We start from the raw sequence: 16,753 nt of genomic DNA on the forward strand, positions 1-16,753 counted from the left end.
CATGGCCGGACGGCTCGCCGAGCTCTCGCTGCGGGCCATCCGCACCGTGGCGGCGCTTCCCACCTCTGACGTCAGCCTGATCGCCCGGCGGCTCTACGCCTATGGCGCGGCGCCGTTCGGGCGTGACGCCGAACTCGCCTTCGGACCGGGAGACAACGCGCTCTCGGTCCTGGGTCTCGCCCCCGGCGGCGCGGTGCGTGAGCGGCTGGCGCAGCCCTACGAGGCTTCGACCCATCCAGGCTGGCTCAGCTTTCGGCGCGTAGGCCGCGACGTGGGCGAGACGCCCGACTGCAAGCTCTATGTCAGCCCGCGCCCGGAGGCCCTGGCAGACGCTTTCCCGGTCATCGCTGAGACCTTCGCCCGCCTCGACGTCGGGTCGTTCAAGGTCGGCCGCGGCGCAGCCGGACTGCTGCGGGCGGACAAGATCGTGGCCTATTTCGACGACCCGGATCATCTCGGCAGGGTGGCCGTGGCCCTGGCGCGCGCCCTTCGCGGCGCGCCGCCCCAGGGCGCAGCGTTCACCGCCGAGATCGCCGGCGACGGGCTCCTCTCCTGGGGGCGAGACCCCTGCCCCGTCGCCGGCGCCCAACCCCAGAGCTGGCGCTCGTGGATCACCGACCGAATGGCCGAGGCGATCGTCGCGGTCCGCCGGCCGGGTGTTGACCCGACGCCGGCCGTCTCGGCCCACCTGGCCGAGCAGGGCGTCCGCGACTGGGTGATGGCATGAGCCAGCCTCACACCGGCCTCTCGGACATCCTGTTCATGCTGCCGCCCGACGCTCAGCTTGTAGAGGTCGGCGACCTGTCGCTGCGGCTGCAGGCCAAGATCGGCCCCGCGCCGCCCGGGCACGTCGTGGTGAGCCGGCCGGGATTCCGGGTAACCACCCGGCTGGTCAGCGCCGAACTCGCCCGCCTGATGGGCCGCTTCCGCGAGCCGCGCAGCTTCGTGGACGCCGTCCTCGACTTCAGCCAGGCCGAGGCGCGGGACCCCTTCACGACGCTGGAGGACGCCTTCGACGCCCTGGCCACCCTGGTCGACGGCCGGGTGCTGGTGCCGGCCGATTCCCCCGAGGCCCAGGCCATCGCCCCCAGCCTCGCCGCCGGCCAGGCGTTCGGCGACTACGAGATCGTATCCCTGGTCCAGGCCCTGGAGGACAGCGAGGTCTATCGTGCTCTGGCGCCCGACGAGACGCCGGCGGCCCTGAAGATCGCCCGGTCCGGCGGCAAGCTGTCGTTCGCGCGTGAGACCCGCATCCTGGAACAGTTGGGCGGCGGGGACAGCCCCCGGCTGCTGGAGTTGGGGGAGGCGCACGATCGACGCTTCCTGGCCATGGAGTGGCGGTCGGGGGCGCCCATCGCCGCGGCCGCCCAGCAGGCCCGCGCCAGCGGCGACCGCCGTCGCCTCCATCGGATGGTCAGCGAACTGCTGGCGGCCTACGGGCGACTCCATGCCCGCGGCGTCGTCCATGGCGACATCCATCCGGGCAACATCCTGATGGCAGAGGACGGGCGCATCACCCTGCTGGACTTCGGCCGCGCCCGCGTGGGCGTGACCGGCGGGGCCGACATCTCGCGCGCTGGCATAACTCACTTCTACGAGCCCGAGATGGCGGCGGCCCTCGCCGCCGATCGTCTGCCGCCGGCGGCCACGCCGAAAGGGGAGCAGGCCGCCGTCGCCGCATTAGCCTATCTGCTGCTGACGGGCCTGCCGACGGTGGACGCCACCGCCGAGCATGCCGAGCTCCTGGTCCGGATCGCGCGCCGCCCGCCCCTGCCGTTCACCGCCCGCGGCATCGACGCCTGGCCCGCGGCCGAGGCGGTGCTGGCCCGAGCACTGGCCAAGGACCCGGCGGAGCGCTTCCTCACGATGGCCGCCTTCGCCGAGGCCTTCGCCGAGGCCGCTCCGGCCCGCCATCGGACCCGCCGCCCGCCGGCTGCAGACGCCTTGCTGGGCGCAGCGCTGGATCGCGCCGGGCAGGTCTGGGCCGACGCCAGCGAGCCGGAGGCGCTGCGCCTGGGCTGGCTGGCGCTGCGCGCGGCGCTGGCCTGGGACGACGCCGACCTGCTGGCCGCCGCCGACGTCTGGTCGGCCCGCGCCGGCGACGGCTGGACGGCCCAGGCCGCGCGCGCCCACGTGGCCCGTGCGCGCTGCGACCGATCCGGCGAGGCCCGGGCGCTGGAAGCCTTCACCCAACGCGCGCCGGTCGGGGACGCGCCGCTGGCCGTGCTGGCGCGGCTGATGGAGGGCGCGGGCGCGCGCGACATCGACCCCACTCCCTTCGCGACATGGGCCGCCGATCGGCTGTACGCGGCGATGGTGGCGGGCCGCCCCGTGATGGGCCACCACCTGGCGCTGGCCCGCGCGGGCCTCCTGCCGCAACCCGACATGCTGGGCGCGCTGGCCGCGCTGCCGCTGGGCGCCGGCGACACCGACCTTTGGGCCCTGGCCCACGACGCCTACGCCGAACCGGCCTTCGCCGAGCGCGCCGCAGTCGCGGCCCGACGCTCCAACGACATCTACGACCTTCTGCGCGTCCATCAGCTCACCGGCGAGGCCGACTGGCTGACCGCCGCCCGGCGCCAGGCGCACACCGCCGCACGCCACGCGGCGCCCGGATCGCCCGACCTCGGCGTCGCCTTACGGCTGATCGAGCTGGAGACGCCATGCCGCAGCCTCCGGCCTCCGTTCGATTGGCTCTAGACTGACCTTACGGAGAGCGAGGAACTTCCGCGGCAACGATCTTAATGCTCGCGAGGAAAGACTATGGGCGAAGCCTACATCATCGACGCCTGCCGCACGCCGCGCGGTATCGGCAAGGTTGGCAAGGGCGCCCTTGCGGACCATCACCCGCAACACCTGGGCGCCACCGTCCTGGCCGCGCTGCGCGACCGCAACAACCTGAACACCGCCGACGTCGATGACGTGATCTGGGGCACCTCGTCCCAGCGCGGCAAGCAGGGCGGCGACATGGGCCGCATGGCGGCGCTCGACGCCGGCTATGACATCAAGGCCTCGGGCGTCACGCTCGACCGCTACTGCGGCTCGGGCATCACCGCGGTGAACCTGGCCGCGGCCCAGATCATGTCGGGCATGGAAGACCTGGTGATCGCCGGCGGCTGCGAGATGATGTCGTACACGGCCTCCAGCGCGCCGAAGCCGGATCCGGAAGCCGGCCCCATGCTGATGGACTCGGGCAACCTGCGCCTGCGCGCCAAGCACCCGCAGAGCCACCAAGGGATCTGCGCCGACGCCATCGCCACCCTGGAAGGCATCAGCCGCGAGGCGCTGGACGAGTTGGCCTATGTCAGCCAGCAGCGCGCCGCCAAGGCGATCGCTGAGGGTCGCTTCGACCGCGCCCTGATCCCGGTGCTGCGTGAGGACGGCTCGGTCGCCCTCGACCACGAGGAGTTCCCCCGTCCGCAGACCACGCTGGAAGGCCTGGCCAGCCTGAAGCCGTCGTTCGAAGCGATGGCCAACATGCCGCTGGACAGCAAGGGCACCACGTTCGCGGGCCTGATCAACCAGGTCTACCCCGACCTCAAGATCAAGCACTTCCACCATGCCGGGAACTCCTCGGGCGTCGTGGACGGCTCGGGCGCCGTGCTGCTGGCCTCGGCTGATTACGCCAAGAAGAACGGCCTGAAGCCCCGCGCCCGCGTCGTGGCCATGGCCAACGTCGGCGACAGCCCGACGCTGATGCTGAACGCCCCGGTCCCCGCGGCCCAGAAGGTGTTGAAGAAGGCCGGCCTGACGGTCGACGACATCGACCTGTGGGAAATCAACGAGGCTTTCGCGGTGGTCGCCGAGAAGTTCATCCGCGACCTGAAGCTCGACCGCGAAAAGGTGAATGTGAACGGCGGCGCCATGGCGCTGGGCCACCCGATCGGCGCCACCGGCTCGATCCTGATCGGCACCATCGTCGACGAGCTGGAGCGCCGCGACCTCAAGCGCGGCCTGGTCACCATGTGCGCCGCCGGCGGCATGGCTCCGGCCATCATCGTCGAGCGCGTCTAGTGGCGGTGTTGAGCCGCCAGCGTCGCTTCGTCACGCCGCAAGCCGACGAGACGATCGAACAGCTGGCGGCTCGCGCCCTGCCGGACGAGCCGCTGGAGTCCGCGGTCGACCGCATCAAGGCCTGGAACCTGCACATCTTCGCGATGCGCCGGCCGCCGGGCCTGATGCTGGGGTCGGACGTGGTCTTCGTGGAGCCGCCGGTGGCCCAGGCCTAAGGCCGCCGCATGGATGAGGCGATCATCGTCGGCGCCGACATCGTCGCCGGCCACGACGGGTCGGCCGAGATCGTCGTGCGGCTGCTCTACCCAGATGGGTGCGAACTGCCGGTCGTGCTGGACGAGGACACGGGGTTGAAACTGATGGAGGCCTGCGGGGCGTCGAGCCTCGAAGACCTCTACGGCCAGTCCTGGCGCAGGATCGTGCCGGACGCCTGAGGGAGAGACCCTCAAGAGGGAGACTTGGGATGTTCGACGTGATCGTGCGCGGCGGGACCGTGGTGGATGGGTCGGGGGCTCCCGGCTTCCAGGGCGACGTCGCCATCAAGGACGGCAAGATCGCCGCCGTCGGCCAGGTCTCGGGCGAGGCGCGCCAGATCGTGGACGCCACCGGACGGGTCGTGGCCCCCGGCTTCATCGACCCGCACACCCACTTCGACGTCCAGCTGCTCTGGGACGGCGCGGCCCGTCCGGCGCTGGAGCACGGCGTCACCTGCGTGGTCCCCGGCAACTGCTCGCTGTCGCTGGCGCCGCTGAAGGCGCACGACCGCCGCGCCGTCGTCGGCATGTTCCAGCAGATCGAGGAGATGCCCCCCGAGGCCTTCACCACCGCCTTCGAGTGGACCTGGGAAGACTTCGCCGGCTACCGCGCCGCCATCGAGAAGAGTCTGTCGATCAACGTGGCCCCGCTGGTGGGCCACAGCGTCATCCGCCTCTGGGTGATGGGCTCCGCCGCGCAGGAGCGCGCCGCCACGCCCGACGAGATCGCCAAGATGCAGGACCTGCTGCGCGAGTGCCTCGAGGCGGGCGCCGTGGGCCTGTCGACCAGCTTCGTCGATGTCGACGAGAACGGGCGCCCGGTGCCCAGCCGCTTCGCCCAGTTCGAGGAACTGGACGCGCTGTCGGCGGTCCTGGGCGAGTTCGGCCGCATGCTGCAGTGCGTGCCGGAGTTCTACGCCACCGACATCACGATCGCCCGCATCGACCAGCTGGCCGAGCTGAGCCTCAAGCACAACATCCCGACCACCTTCTCACCGCTGTTCGACACCTCGGCGGTGCCCGACAACGCGCCGCGCGCCATCAAGCGGGTCGAGGAGCAGTTCGCCCGCGGCGCCCGCGTGTGGCCCCAGATGCAGACCCGGCCCATCGACATCAGCTTCAGCCTGCTGCGCCCCAGCCTGTTCTTCGCCCGCCTGCCCCGCTGGGTGCGGATCCTGCGCCAGCCGCTGGAACAGCGCCTGGCCGCGCTGCGCGACCCCGACACCGTTGGAAAGATGGTCGCCGACCTGGGTCCCGACGGCGGCGAGGCGATGATGGGCCGCCTGGTGGTCCGCGGCGGCGACGCCGCGCCGGCCGAGATCGTCGGCAAGACGCTGTCCGAGGTGGCCAAGGCCCGCGGCGAGGTCCCGGCGCTGGCGCTCATCAACCTCAGCCTCGAGAACGGCCTGGACGTCGCCTTCCTGTCCGCCAGTCAGGGCCACCAGCTCACCGACCGCATCGGCCCCATGCTGGCCCACCCGCTGGTCCACATCGGCGCCAGCGACGGCGGCGCGCACCTGTCCTCGTTCTCCACCTACGGCGACACCGGCTACCTGTTCTCCGAGTTCGTCCGCACGGCGGGCGCCATGAGCCTGGAGAAGGCGGTCGCCAAGATCACCTCCGAGACGGCTGACATCTGGGGCCTGAAGGACCGCGGTCGGCTGCAACCCGGCCTCGCCGCCGACATCGTGGTCTTCGACGCCGACACTATCGACCGCTGCGAAGAAGTCCCGGCCTTCGACATGCCGGGCGACGGCATGCGCTACGTCCGCGCCGCGCGTGGCGTCGACACGGTGCTGGTCAATGGCGAAGTGGCCTATACGGGCGGCGCCTACACCGAGGCGAAGTCGGGCGTCGTCTGCGTCTGACCGCCGGCTGAGAGCGGAACGGATGCGAATCCACATCGCCACCGACCACGCGGGCCTCGACTTCAGCCGCGCGCTGCAGCGGCGCCTGGCCGACGCGGGCCATGAGGTGATCGACCACGGCCCGCAGACCTACGACCCGCTCGACGACTACCCGAGTTTCTGCATCGGCGCGGCCGCGGCGGTGGTCGCCGACCAGAAGGCCGGCGTGGAGGCCCTCGGCGTTGTCTTCGGCGGATCCGGCAACGGCGAGCAGATGGCGGCCAACAAGGTGGAGGGCGTTCGCGCCGCCCTCGTCTGGAGCCGCGCGACGGCCGAGCTGGCCCGCCAGCACAACGACGCCAACGTGATCGCGATCGGCGCGCGCCAGCACAGCGTGGAGGAGGCGATGGCGTTCATCGACGTCTTCATCGCGACCCCGTTCAGCGGCGAGGCGCGCCACGCCCGTCGCATCGCGCAGCTCGCCGAGTACGAGACGACGGGCGCGATCGCGGGCCACGAAATCCGCTGAGCCGGTTGAGCGGCGTCCGCGAAATGTCGCGGCGGCGTGTCACGAACCGACCCCTCGGGCGTTAGCGATCACAACCATCGCCTTCAAAGCCCAGGGATACCCACCATGCCCACCGACAAAGGCGCGCCCCCGCGCGCCAACGAGACGACTGCCGGCGCCGGCGGCGAGACCCACCAGACGGCCTCAGCGACCGATGCGCGGCTGACCACGAACCACGGCGTCCCGGTCAGCGACAACCAGAACTCGCTGAGGGGCGGCGCGCGCGGCCCGACCCTGCTGGAGGACTTCATCCTCCGGGAGAAGATCCAGCACTTCGACCACGAGCGGATCCCGGAGCGCATCGTCCACGCCCGCGGCTCGGCCGCCCACGGCTACTTCGAGCTGACCAAGTCGCTGTCGAAGTTCACGCGCGCCAAGATCCTCACCGAGGTCGGCGAGAAGACCGAGGTGTTCGCCCGCTTCTCCACCGTGGCCGGCGGCGCCGGCTCGGTCGACACCCCGCGCGACGTGCGTGGTTTCGCCGTGAAGCTCTACACGAAGGAGGGCAATTGGGACCTCGTGGGCAACAACATCCCGGTGTTCTTCATCCAAGACGCCATCAAGTTCCCCGACCTGGTCCACGCGGTGAAGATGGAGGCCGACCGCGGCTATCCGCAGGCCGCCAGCGCCCATGACACCTTCTGGGACTTCATCGGCCTGATGCCCGAGAGCACCCACATGATCATGTGGGCCATGTCCGACCGAACCATCCCGCGCAGCCTGCGCATGATGGAGGGCTTCGGCGTCAACACCTTCCGGCTGCTGAACGACAAGGACGAGGCCACCTTCGTGAAGTTCCACTGGCGGCCCAAGCTGGGGACCCAGTCCACCTGCTGGGACGAGGCCGTGAAGATCGCCGGCGCCGATCCGGACTATCACCGTCGCGACCTCTTCGAGGCCATTGACACCGGAAACTTCCCCGAGTGGGAGTTCGGCGTGCAGCTGCTGAGCCAGGAAGACGCCGACGCGCTGCCCTTCGACATCCTGGACGCCACCAAGCTGATCCCGGAAGAGCTGTTCCCGATCCAGGTGGTCGGACGGATGGTGCTGGACCGCAACCCCGACAACTTCTTCGCCGAGACCGAGCAGGCCGCCTTCCTGCCCACCAACATGCCCCCCGGCATCGACGTCTCGGAAGACCCGCTGCTGCAGGGCCGCCTGTTCTCCTACCAGGACACCCAGCTGTCCCGCCTGGGCACGGTGAACTTCCACCAGTTGCCGATCAACCAGGCCAAGGGCTGCCCCTTCCAGAACTTCCAGCGCGACGGCCACATGCAGACCCAGGTTTTCCAGGGCCGGGGCAACTACGAGCCCAACAGCCTGGCCGACGCTGGCGAGGACGGCGGGCCGCGCGAGGATCCTGTGGGTGGTTTCCGCAGCTTCGCGGCGCCCGTCGAGGGGACCAAGGTGCGGCTGCGCGCCGAAACCTTCGCCGACCACTTCAGCCACGCCCGGCTGTTCTATCGCTCGCAGACCCCGATCGAACAGGCGCACCTGGCCAGCGCCCTGGTCTTCGAACTGTCCAAGTGCAGCTTCGAGCACGTCCGCAACCGCATCCTCGGCAATCTCCAGAACGTCGATGAAGACCTGGCGGCCCGCGTCGCCGACGGTCTCGCCATGCCGCTGCCGCCAAAGAACGCCGCGGCCGTCGAGCCCATCGACATGGACGCCTCGCCCCTGCTCCGCATCGTGGGCAAGTACCCCGAAACCCTGCAGGGCCGCGCCGTCGGCATCCTGGTGACGGACGGGGCCGATGGGGCTGTGGTCGAGGCCGTCAAGGCCGCGGCCTTGGCCGAAGGCGCGGCGGTGAAGATCATCGCGCCCAAGGTGGGCGGGGCGAAGCTCAAGGGCGGCAAGCTCATGAAGGCGGATGGCCAGTTGGCCGGCATGCCTTCGGTGCTGTTCGACGCCGTGGCCCTGGTCCTGTCCGAGGAAGGCTGCGCCGATCTCCTCGGCGAGAGCGCCGCCGTGGACTTCGTCTCCAACGCCTTCGTGCACCTCAAGGCGATTGGCTTCACGCCCGAGGCCCAGCCGTTGCTCGACAAGGCGAATGTCGAGGCCGACGCCGGGATCGTGGATCTGTCAGGCGGGGCCGACGGCTTCGTTGCTCCCGCCCGCACCCGCCAGTGGGATCGGGAGCCCAACGTCCGAAAACTCGCCTAAACAACAGGCCGCCGCGGGGCGCGAACACTTAACAAGACGTTAACGCGCCCCGCGAAAGTCTTTAGACCAAGACTACGCGCCCATCTTCCGCCCCATTTATTCTGCAACTCGCGGAACAATGTACTGCAACCCTTTGTTGGAGGGTTGGCGTCGCAAAAGGCGGCGTCCCGAATAGGAACAAGCCTCACTATAAACCTGGGTGCGATCACTATGTTCGCCAGCGCCGTGACATCGAATGTGGGACTAGCCCGCGAGCTCTCCGATGCCCGGGCCCGGCTTGCCGACCAGGAACGCCAGATCCAGGAACTGAATCACCGGGTCGCCAACAGCCTGCAACTGGCCGCCGACATGCTGGTGTTCGAGCAGTTGCGCTCGCGCGACCCGCTCGCCCAGGCGGCGCTCGAGGCCAGCCGCGCGCGGCTGGTCGCCGTGGGCGAGCTTCACCGCTATCTGTACGAGCACGCCGACGCGCCGTCGGTCGAGATGACCCCGTTCCTCACCGGCCTCTGCCAGGCGGTGTCGGCCTCCACCGGGCTCAAGTGCCGGGTCCAGTCCGACCTCACCAGCGTCCCCGGCGATATGGCCCAACAGCTGGCGATCGCCATCAACGAGTTCGCGATCAACGCCGCCAAGCACGCGTACGAAGGTAAGCCGGGCGGGCGTCTGACGGTCACGAGCCGTCGGGACGGTCACGAACTGGTCCTGACCGTCGCCGACGAAGGTAAGGGCATGAGCGACGGCCGATCCGCCAACGGCGGCCTGGGCATGTCGATCGTGGCCGCCATCGTGCGCGACCTGAAGGGCGTGCTGACCGTCCAGAGCGACCGCGGCGCCGCCTTCACGATCCGCACGCCCCTGCCGTCGGCGAGGCGTGCCCTGGTCGAGCGCTCGTTCCAGTCCTGGGCTGATCTTTAGCTGGACGCCGGCGACCTCGGGGGCCTTCGCGACTCGGCCGCTGCGCCTGCACCTGAGCGCCTGCGACACTGCAACCCATCGCCGAACGACCTCGCGAGGCCTAGACCCCGCCCCCCGCTGTGAGCCGCAGCCGGCGAGGCGCTTTCCCTTCGCCGGTCGTCGCCTCGCCTCGTCGTTGCCGGCCAGGGACCTGACCGGGGGCATGACCTCCGCCGTTCCGGCACGCCGACGTTCAGGAGTTTGGTCTGCGTGCGCACCCGCGCAGGCTGATCTCCGGGCCGCCGACCCGGTCCCGCCGCCAAGCCCCTCGGGGCGCTAGGTGTCTGTGGATCGGGTCGGCGTGACCCACGCGCCGGCGTCTACTGGGCCGTATCGGCCAGCTGGGGATACATGCAGATCAGGTTCTTGGCGCCCTGCTTCAGCTCTTCGATGGCTTCATCCACGTGCGCCCGCTGGGCCTGCAGCTGCTCGATCCGCTTCTTGTGGATGCGCAGCGCCTCGGCGTCCTGAGCGGTGGCCCCTTCCTCGTCGTAGGTGTCGAGGATGTCCCGGATCTCGGCGATCGACAGACCCACGCGGCGGCCGCGCAGGATCAGCTGCAGTCGCGCGCGGTCCTTGTAGGAATAGACCCGCGCCGTGTCCCGGCGGGCCGGCGAGAGCAGGCCCTGCTCCTCATAGAACCGAAGCGCCCGCGGCGTGGCGTTGAACTCGCGGCACAGCTGGGTGATCGAATAGGTCCGGTACGGCGGACGCTTCAGGTTCAGCAGCAGGCTCATGGCGCTCTCCCTCACAGCCCCAGCACGAGCCGGGCGATGATGTCTCTTTGGATCTCGTTGGAGCCGCCATAGATCGAGGCGGCCCGGTTGTTCAGATAGCGTGGCATCGCAACAAGGCCCTCGTGGGGCCCCACGGCTTCGACGTTAGACCCCGGCTCGCGCGCCTGGGGCTGATCGACATGGGCATAGGCCCCAAGGGCGGCGATGGAGATCTCATCCAACCGCTGCATGGCCTCTGTGCCATTGATCTTGAGCATGGACGACGCCGGCCCGGGGTTCTTGCCGCCCGCCAGCGAGGCCAGAACCATCCGCTCGGCCATGTCGATGGCGGTGATGGCGATCTCGGCTTCGGTCAGCCTGCGCCGATGACCGGCATCGTCCCCGTCGGCTGCTTCGGCGATCTTCTGAGCGCGGCCAAGACCCACCTGAAGTCCCGGCGCCGAGCCGCCGCCCCGCTCGAACTCCAGCAGGTACTTGGCCACCGTCCAGCCCTGGTTCTCCTCGCCGATCCGGTTGGCCTTCGGGACCCGGACGTTGTCGAAGAAGACTTGGTTCACCTCGTGCTCGCCGGCCAGCGTGATGATCGGCTTCACCTCGATGCCCGGAGTGTTCATCTCCAAGAGCAGGAAGGTGATGCCCTGCTGCGGCTTTCCCTCGGTCGAAGTTCGCACCAGGCAGAACATACGGTTCGCGAAATGCGCGTGCGTCGTCCAGATCTTCGAGCCGGAGAGAACGTAGTGATCTCCGTCGCTTACGGCTCGCAATTGCAGCGATGCGAGATCCGAACCCGAGCCGGGTTCAGAGTAGCCCTGGCACCAGTAGTCTTCGCCCGACAGGATGCGCGGCAGGTAGTAGGCCTTCTGCTCGGGCGTGCCGTAGCCCATGATCACGGGCCCGACCATCTTCAGGCCCATGGGCGACAGGCTGGGCGCGCCGGCTCGGGCGCACTCGGCCGAGAAGATCGAGCGCTGCACCTCGTTCCAGCCCGGACCCCCGTACGCTTTGGGCCAGGCGGGCGCCGCCCAGCCGCGTGCGTGCAGGATGCGCTGCCAGGGCAGGCTGAACCGGGGTTCGCAGAACACGCTGGTGAGCCCGGCGCCGGCAGCCCGAAGCTCCGGAGTCAGGTTCGCGTCGAGAAAGGCTCGGACCTCGGCCCGGAAGGCGAGGTCCTCATCACGTAGCTCAAGATCCATGGCGCCGCCGCGTCGTGCACGAGGAATTTGCGCACCTCGCCAGCTTGCGGCTCCGAGCGGCTCAGAACAAGCTATCGGAAGTAATAGGAATAACCCTACGGCATGCGCGACGCCGCCGCTTTCCTCCAGGAATCCGAGGCCTTGGCCCACGAGATCGTGGCGGCCGGCGCGCGCATCGGGCTGCCCTTCGTCGCCGCCGCCGCCGACATCAGCTCGGCCCAGCCGCCGTTAGGCGTCGATGGCCGGCCGCTGGCCGAAACCGTGTTCCGCTGGATCGATCCGACCCTGCGCTACTGGGAAGACCACAGCTTTGCGCTGAAGGCCGCTTTCATCCACGCCGCGCGCGCCTGCGCTGAGCCCTACTACTTCGACGGCGGTCGGTTCGGATCATGGCGGACCAACCCGTCTCTCGAGATAATCAACAGCGAAGGCCCCATAGACACTTACAACGTCGCCTCGGCGATCGTCAGTCCGGTCTACCTGCCCGGCGGGGTGATCGGAGCGGTGGTGTGGGCCACACCCGACCCGGCCATCGACGTGGTGCAGGCGTTCACCGCGAATGCGGCCGGTCTGCACGTCCTGGCCCTGCGGTTCGTCGCCACCTACGAGGACGCGGTGGCCGGCCGCGACCAGCCCCCTGCCCGGCTCACCCGCCGCGAGATCCAGTGCCTCAAGTGGGCGGCTGCCGGGAAGACGGACTCCGAGATCAGCGAGATCGTCGCCATCTCTTTGCCAACAGTCCGCTTTCATGTGACCAACGCGGCCCGCAAGTTGGGTGTCGCCGGACGCTCACAGGCCGTGCAGCGCGCCGCCACCTTGGGCTACATCGGCCAACGGGAGCCTTCGCGACCATAGGACCCATGCGCGCTCGCCCTTCAAGCGAGTAGACTCGACCAACGCGAGATTCGGAAAGGGACGGACGGGAGATGCGGCCCCGCTATCGTCGTGCGGGCGTCGGGGCCTGCGCGGCCTTGATTCTCGCGACGGCAGCGCCTGCCGGCGCCGGCTCGCGCGCGCCGACGGGCAAGGACGCATCGGCGTGGTCGGCTCTGGTCGTCGAGGCTGAGGCTGCGCAGATGTCGGGCGACTGGCGCAGGCTGGAGCGGGCCACACGCAAGCGCGCCGCGATCGAAGAGCGGACCTACGGCCATGAGGCGCCCATCACCGCGACGTCCTGGTCCTGGATCGGCCAGGCCCTGGTCCACCGCGGCCGCGACGCCGAGGCGGAGCCCTATTTTCGCAGAGCGCTGGCCGTCGATCGCCGCGCGCTGGGCGGGGCGCATCCCCAGACCCTGATCGCCATCTCCAACCTCGCCGCCCTGCTCGAGCGACAGGGTCGGTTCGGCGAGGCCGAGCCACTGCGTCGCGAGTTGTACGACGCGGGCCGGAGCCGGTTCGGAGCCCAGAGCGCCGCTGCGGCGGCAGGCGCGGTCGCCTTGGGCGACGTGCTACGGGCCCTGGGCCGGGCGGCCGAAGCCGAGCCGCTCTATCGCGCCGCGCTGGAGATCGACACCCGATTGGCCGGTGAGGCCGACCCCCGCGTCGCCGCCGACCTCGGGGCGCTGGCGGCCGCCCTGGACGATCTGGGTCGCCACGCCGAGGCCGAGCCGCTCCACCGGCGCGCCCTTGCGCTCCGCCGCCAGGCGTTCGGCGAGCGCGACGCCGCGACCGCCCAGGCCTACGCGCGGACCGCCGCCAACCTCGATGCTCAGGGCCGCCACGCTCAGGCCGAGGCGCTCCACCGGCTGGCTCTGGCCACCGACCGCGAACTCCGCGGACCGCGCCACCCCACGACGGCTGCCGACGCCGCCGCGCTGGGCTCGAACCTGACCGCCCAGGGCAAGGGCATCGAAGCCCAGGCCCTGTTGCGCGAGGCCCTGGCCATCCGCCGCAAGGTGCTGGGCGAACGTCACGCCGACACGGGCGCCAGCTATGGCGCCCTGGCCGCTGCGCTGGCGGCGAGCGGCAAGCGACGCGAGGCCGAGGCGCTGCACCGCAAGGCGCTGGACATCACTCGCGCGGCCCGGGGCGAACGGGCGCCGGCCACAGCCACCCTCTACGCCGGGCTGGCGGGCGACCTCATGGCGCGCGGCCGCCACGACCAGGCCGAACCGCTGCTGATGAAGGCCCTGGAGATCCGTCGTTCCACCCTGGGCGAGCGCCACCCGGACACCGGCCGCGCCTACGACGCCCTGGCCGAGGCCCGACATCGACAAGCCGCCAACGCGGGCGCCGAGCAGATGTCGGCGCGCGCCGTCGCCATCGTTCGCGCGCGCCGCGTCGCCGATCGCCTCGCCGTCGGGCTGGGCCCCGACGCGGCGCTTCGGCGGGCGCGCGGCGGCGAGGATTCGGCGGCCGACGGGCGGCCCACGTTCCGCCGCTACCTCACCGTGGCCTGGGACGCCTCGCAGCAGACGCCCGGCGAACTGCCGCGCCTGCAGGACGCCGCGTTTACCGCCGCCCAGGACCTCAACGTCTCGCCCGCCGCCCGCGCGCTGGCCGAGACCACCGCCCGCGTCGCCTTGGGCAAGACCGCCACCGCCCGCGACGCCCGCGTCCGCCAGGCGCTGGCCGGTCAGGTTCAGGACCTGGAAGGCCAACTGGTTGAGGCGCTGCCCCAGAACGACCCCGGCGAGGCCGCGCGGATCGGCGTGGCGCTGGATGCGGTCGGCCGCGAGCTGGCCAGCCTGGACGCCCGCCTCGCACGCGACAACCCGCGCTATGCCGAGACCGTTTCGCCGTCTCCGCTCTCCATCTCCCAGGTGCAATCGCGCCTGCGGGCCGGCGAAGGCCTGCTGCTGATCGTCTCCACCGGCGAGGACGTCCATGTCTTCGCCGTCTCGCGCCAACGCGCGGCCTGGAACCGCATCACCAGGGTCCAGGCCGACCTGGAGCGCCGCATCCGCACGCTGCGCTGCCAGGTGGATGACGGCGCCTGCACCGGCCGCCGGACGGCCTCGGGCGAGAGCCAGGCGGCCTTCGACGGTCAGGTCGCCTTCGGCGTCTATCGCGACCTGATCGCGCCGCTGGAGCCGGCGCTGGCGGGCGTCGACCGACTCTACGTCACCAGTTCCGGCGCGCTGGCCGGCCTGCCGCTGGCGCTGCTGCCGACCCGCGATCCAGGGGCGGGGCCCGCCGCGCTGGCCAAGGCCAGCTGGCTGGCCGACCGCTACGCGCTGACGACGCTCCCGTCCGTGGCCAGCCTGCGCGCCTCTGCGCCCAGCCGGCGGGCCACCGACAAGCGCTGGTCCTTCGTGGGCTATGGCGACCCGACGCTGAAGGGGTCCAGCCCCGAGCGCCGACTGGCCGACCCGAAGGCGCTGGGCGCCGCGTTCGGCCCCCTGCCCGGCGCCGCGGACGAGCTGCGCGCCATGGCCCGGACGCTGGGCGCGCCGCAGGCCAGTCTGCGCCTTGGCGGACGGGCCACCGAGGCGGCGCTGAAGGCCTCGCCGGACCTGGCCCACGCCCGCGTCGTCGCCATCGCCACCCACGGCCTGCTCTCGCACGAGATCGGTGGCGTAGACGAGCCAGGCCTCGTGCTGACCCCGCCCGTGCGCGCCACGTTTCAGGACGACGGCGTCCTCACCGCCTCCGAGGCCGCGGCGTTGGACCTCTCCGCCGACTGGGTGATCCTGTCGGCCTGCAACACCGCCGCCGCCGACGGCACGCCGGGGGCCGACAGTCTATCGGGCCTGGCCAGGGCCTTCCTCTATGCGGGCGCCCGCGCCCTGCTGGTGAGCCACTGGCGCGTGTACGACGACGCGACCGCCGCGCTGACCGTGCAGACGCTGGCGATCCAGCGCGCCAATCCGCGCCTCACCAAGTCGCAGGCTCTGCAAAGGGCGATGCGCGCCGTGCGCACGGGGCGGCTTCCCAGCGGCGCCCCGCTGCCCGGCTGGCGGCCGGAGTGGGCGCATCCGGCCTACTGGGCGCCGTTCGTGCTGATTTCCGCGGAAGGCTGAAACCCACGCGGCGATTGCGCATCGGGGGAGACAAGGCTTGCCGGTTGAGCGGCCGGGGGGCATGACGTCAAGATGGTGACGCCTTCACCGCGTGTCTGGACCCTCGCGCGACTTTCGCTCGGCTTCACGCTGGAGCAGGTGGCCGCCGGGCTTGCGGACCTCAGCCCGATGGACGCGCTGCTGGTGCTGGCGGTCAACCAGGCCAACATCGCGCCGCTCACGCGCGATCCCGCCGCCCGCCAGGCCTATGGCGATCTCGAGCACGCTGCGCCCGACGATGCGCGGCGCCCGGCCAGCGTCAACGCCATGGCGAACTCGCTGGGCGTTCCGTTCGAGACCACGCGGCGACGACTGAAGAAGCTTGAAGGCCAAGGCGTCTGCCGGATCGTGCCCGGGTCGGGGGTCGTGATCCCGGAATCCTTCCTGACCTCACAGCCCTATCTTCAGAGCGTCATGTCGGCCCACGAGCGGTTGGTGAGCTTCTACGGCCGGCTGCTGGACGGCGACCTGCTCGATCCCCTGCCCGAAACCCACTACGGCGTCGATGACGGCGTCCCCCTGCGCGGCGCGGCGCGGTTGATTTCCGACTACCTGCTGCGCGGCGTCGACGGCCTGCTGCGCGAGGGCGGCGACGTGGCCTCGGCCCTGATTTTCCTGGCGATCCTGGTCGCCGCTCTGGACGAGGCGCCCTGGCCGCCGCAGACCGCCGCAGACCCGACGCCAACGCCCTTCGGCGCGATGACGGTATCCGACGTGGCGCGGCGCCTGCGGATGCCCGGCGAGACCGTGCGGCGGCACGTGCTGGGCCTGGTGGACGCCGGCCTCGTCACCCGTACGCGCGACGGCGTCACCGTCGCCCAGGATATCCTGAGCCGCCCCGCCATGCAGGCGCTGGCCGAGGAGCATGCCGCCGCCGTCCAACGCCTGTTCGCCGGCCTGGCGGAACGCGGCGTCGTGGCCGCGTGGGAACAGATGGGGGCGGGCATCGCACCCCGCCGGCGCGCCTGAGCGGTTGCGGTCGGGGCCGGCGCCCCGTACGCTCGGGATATCACGTTCGTGGA

Annotated in this window: 14 protein-coding genes; 12 read left to right on the plus strand and 2 right to left on the minus strand. The window is 70.9% G+C overall.

All coding sequences use genetic code 11. The features are described 5' to 3' along the window. The first annotated feature begins 1 nt into the window (after nt 1). The 9 genes from ACQ66R_RS04560 to ACQ66R_RS04600 all read left to right on the plus strand — a co-directional run bounded on the left by ACQ66R_RS04560 (nt 2) and on the right by ACQ66R_RS04600 (nt 9,761). Nucleotides 2–727 carry a hypothetical protein gene (locus tag ACQ66R_RS04560; RefSeq protein WP_430419627.1) on the plus strand — a complete coding sequence of 242 codons (726 nt, stop codon included), beginning with the start codon at nt 2–4 and terminating at the stop codon, nt 725–727. Continuing rightward, on the plus strand, nt 724–2,700 hold the full coding sequence (locus ACQ66R_RS04565; RefSeq protein WP_430419629.1) for a protein kinase domain-containing protein: 1,977 nt from the start codon (nt 724–726) through the stop codon (nt 2,698–2,700). The genes ACQ66R_RS04560 and ACQ66R_RS04565 overlap by 4 nt, the downstream gene beginning before the upstream one ends. A gap of 63 nt (nt 2,701–2,763) precedes the next feature. Continuing rightward, nucleotides 2,764–4,014, plus strand: a complete 1,251-nt coding sequence (locus tag ACQ66R_RS04570) for an acetyl-CoA C-acetyltransferase (protein WP_430419630.1) — start codon at nt 2,764–2,766, stop codon at nt 4,012–4,014. Between the two features lie 8 nt (nt 4,015–4,022). Next, on the plus strand, nt 4,023–4,229 hold the full coding sequence (locus tag ACQ66R_RS04575; RefSeq protein WP_430419632.1) for a hypothetical protein: 207 nt from the start codon (nt 4,023–4,025) through the stop codon (nt 4,227–4,229). Nucleotides 4,230–4,238: 9 nt separating this feature from the next. After that, nucleotides 4,239–4,448, plus strand: a complete 210-nt coding sequence (locus tag ACQ66R_RS04580; protein WP_430419634.1) for a hypothetical protein — start codon at nt 4,239–4,241, stop codon at nt 4,446–4,448. 29 nt (nt 4,449–4,477) lie between these two features. Next, nucleotides 4,478–6,136 carry an N-acyl-D-amino-acid deacylase family protein gene (locus ACQ66R_RS04585; protein WP_430419636.1) on the plus strand — a complete coding sequence of 553 codons (1,659 nt, stop codon included), beginning with the start codon at nt 4,478–4,480 and terminating at the stop codon, nt 6,134–6,136. 22 nt (nt 6,137–6,158) lie between these two features. Next, nucleotides 6,159–6,644 (plus strand): ribose-5-phosphate isomerase, encoded by a 486-nt coding sequence (locus ACQ66R_RS04590; protein WP_430419637.1) that lies wholly within the window; start codon nt 6,159–6,161, stop codon nt 6,642–6,644. A gap of 105 nt (nt 6,645–6,749) precedes the next feature. Continuing rightward, a complete protein-coding gene (locus ACQ66R_RS04595; protein ID WP_430419639.1) occupies nt 6,750–8,846 on the plus strand; it encodes a catalase in 2,097 nt (698 codons plus the stop codon). 210 nt (nt 8,847–9,056) lie between these two features. Then, entirely contained in the window at nt 9,057–9,761 is a 705-nt protein-coding gene (locus tag ACQ66R_RS04600) for a sensor histidine kinase (protein WP_430419641.1), read from the plus strand. Between the two features lie 359 nt (nt 9,762–10,120). Here the strand turns inward: ACQ66R_RS04600 and ACQ66R_RS04605 are convergent, their stop codons facing one another. Both ACQ66R_RS04605 and ACQ66R_RS04610 read right to left on the minus strand, forming a co-directional pair. After that, nucleotides 10,121–10,537 carry a MerR family transcriptional regulator gene (locus tag ACQ66R_RS04605; RefSeq protein WP_430419643.1) on the minus strand — a complete coding sequence of 139 codons (417 nt, stop codon included), beginning with the start codon at nt 10,535–10,537 and terminating at the stop codon, nt 10,121–10,123. An 11-nt stretch (nt 10,538–10,548) separates the two neighbouring features. After that, nucleotides 10,549–11,730: an acyl-CoA dehydrogenase family protein gene (locus ACQ66R_RS04610; RefSeq protein ID WP_430419645.1), complete on the minus strand. Its 1,182-nt coding sequence runs from the start codon at nt 11,728–11,730 to the stop codon at nt 10,549–10,551. Nucleotides 11,731–11,832: 102 nt separating this feature from the next. Here ACQ66R_RS04610 and ACQ66R_RS04615 point away from each other — a divergent pair, with 102 nt between their 5' ends. The 3 genes from ACQ66R_RS04615 to ACQ66R_RS04625 all read left to right on the plus strand — a co-directional run bounded on the left by ACQ66R_RS04615 (nt 11,833) and on the right by ACQ66R_RS04625 (nt 16,700). Next, entirely contained in the window at nt 11,833–12,585 is a 753-nt protein-coding gene (locus ACQ66R_RS04615; RefSeq protein ID WP_430419647.1) for a helix-turn-helix transcriptional regulator, read from the plus strand. A 71-nt stretch (nt 12,586–12,656) separates the two neighbouring features. Continuing rightward, nucleotides 12,657–15,692, plus strand: coding sequence for a tetratricopeptide repeat protein (locus ACQ66R_RS04620; protein ID WP_430419649.1), 3,036 nt, complete (start codon nt 12,657–12,659; stop codon nt 15,690–15,692). A gap of 72 nt (nt 15,693–15,764) precedes the next feature. Then, complete coding sequence (locus ACQ66R_RS04625; RefSeq protein WP_430419650.1) at nt 15,765–16,700, plus strand: hypothetical protein; 936 nt, start codon at nt 15,765–15,767, stop codon at nt 16,698–16,700. The last annotated feature ends 53 nt before the right edge of the window (nt 16,701–16,753 follow it).

Origin of the sequence: Phenylobacterium sp. (assembly GCF_965284355.1) — a bacterium.
In the GTDB taxonomy this organism is placed as follows: domain Bacteria; phylum Pseudomonadota; class Alphaproteobacteria; order Caulobacterales; family Caulobacteraceae; genus Phenylobacterium.

Bases quoted from the DNA above. Each gene is read 5' to 3' on its own strand.
- ACQ66R_RS04560 (WP_430419627.1), top strand. From the start codon at position 2: ATGGCCGGACGGCTCGCCGAGCTCTCGCTGCGGGCCATCCGCACCGTG.
- ACQ66R_RS04565 (WP_430419629.1), top strand. From the start codon at position 724: ATGAGCCAGCCTCACACCGGCCTCTCGGACATCCTGTTCATGCTGCCG.
- ACQ66R_RS04570 (WP_430419630.1), top strand. From the start codon at position 2,764: ATGGGCGAAGCCTACATCATCGACGCCTGCCGCACGCCGCGCGGTATC.
- ACQ66R_RS04580 (WP_430419634.1), top strand. From the start codon at position 4,239: ATGGATGAGGCGATCATCGTCGGCGCCGACATCGTCGCCGGCCACGAC.
- ACQ66R_RS04585 (WP_430419636.1), top strand. From the start codon at position 4,478: ATGTTCGACGTGATCGTGCGCGGCGGGACCGTGGTGGATGGGTCGGGG.
- ACQ66R_RS04590 (WP_430419637.1), top strand. From the start codon at position 6,159: ATGCGAATCCACATCGCCACCGACCACGCGGGCCTCGACTTCAGCCGC.
- ACQ66R_RS04595 (WP_430419639.1), top strand. From the start codon at position 6,750: ATGCCCACCGACAAAGGCGCGCCCCCGCGCGCCAACGAGACGACTGCC.
- ACQ66R_RS04600 (WP_430419641.1), top strand. From the start codon at position 9,057: ATGTTCGCCAGCGCCGTGACATCGAATGTGGGACTAGCCCGCGAGCTC.
- ACQ66R_RS04605 (WP_430419643.1), bottom strand. From the start codon at position 10,537: ATGAGCCTGCTGCTGAACCTGAAGCGTCCGCCGTACCGGACCTATTCG.
- ACQ66R_RS04610 (WP_430419645.1), bottom strand. From the start codon at position 11,730: ATGGATCTTGAGCTACGTGATGAGGACCTCGCCTTCCGGGCCGAGGTC.
- ACQ66R_RS04615 (WP_430419647.1), top strand. From the start codon at position 11,833: ATGCGCGACGCCGCCGCTTTCCTCCAGGAATCCGAGGCCTTGGCCCAC.
- ACQ66R_RS04620 (WP_430419649.1), top strand. From the start codon at position 12,657: ATGCGGCCCCGCTATCGTCGTGCGGGCGTCGGGGCCTGCGCGGCCTTG.
- ACQ66R_RS04625 (WP_430419650.1), top strand. From the start codon at position 15,765: ATGGTGACGCCTTCACCGCGTGTCTGGACCCTCGCGCGACTTTCGCTC.